General features: G+C 66.0%; 1 protein-coding gene. It reads right to left on the bottom strand.

Translation table 11 applies throughout. The features are described 5' to 3' along the window. A partial coding sequence (locus tag NE591_RS14485) for a proton-conducting transporter membrane subunit (RefSeq protein ID WP_305145274.1) occupies window positions 1–300 on the bottom strand: 300 nt, incomplete at both ends.

The raw sequence follows: 300 nt of genomic DNA, 5'->3' as shown, positions 1-300 counted from the left end.
TTCACGAAGCAGGTGACCGCCAGAGCGCCGCTGATGGCGAGGGCCACCACGGCAAAGGCGAAGACGATGCGCATGAAGATGCCGCCGTCCATGGCCGCCCCAATGAGTCCCTGGTAGGTGACCCACTCGGACACGAAGCCGTTGAGCGGCGGGATGGCCGATATGGCGAGGGAGCCGATGAGGTAGCACACCGCCGTGATGGGCATCACCTTCGCCAGGCCGCCGAGCACCTCCATGTTGCGGGTGCCCGTGACATGCAGCACGCTGCCGGCGCCGAGGAAGAGCAGGCCCTTGAACATG

It is taken from the genome of Adlercreutzia sp. DFI.6.23 (assembly GCF_024462535.1).
Lineage (GTDB): Bacteria > Actinomycetota > Coriobacteriia > Coriobacteriales > Eggerthellaceae > Adlercreutzia > Adlercreutzia rubneri.
Note: the sequence above shows the minus strand (reverse complement) of the source record. Positions and strands in the feature narration are given on the sequence as shown.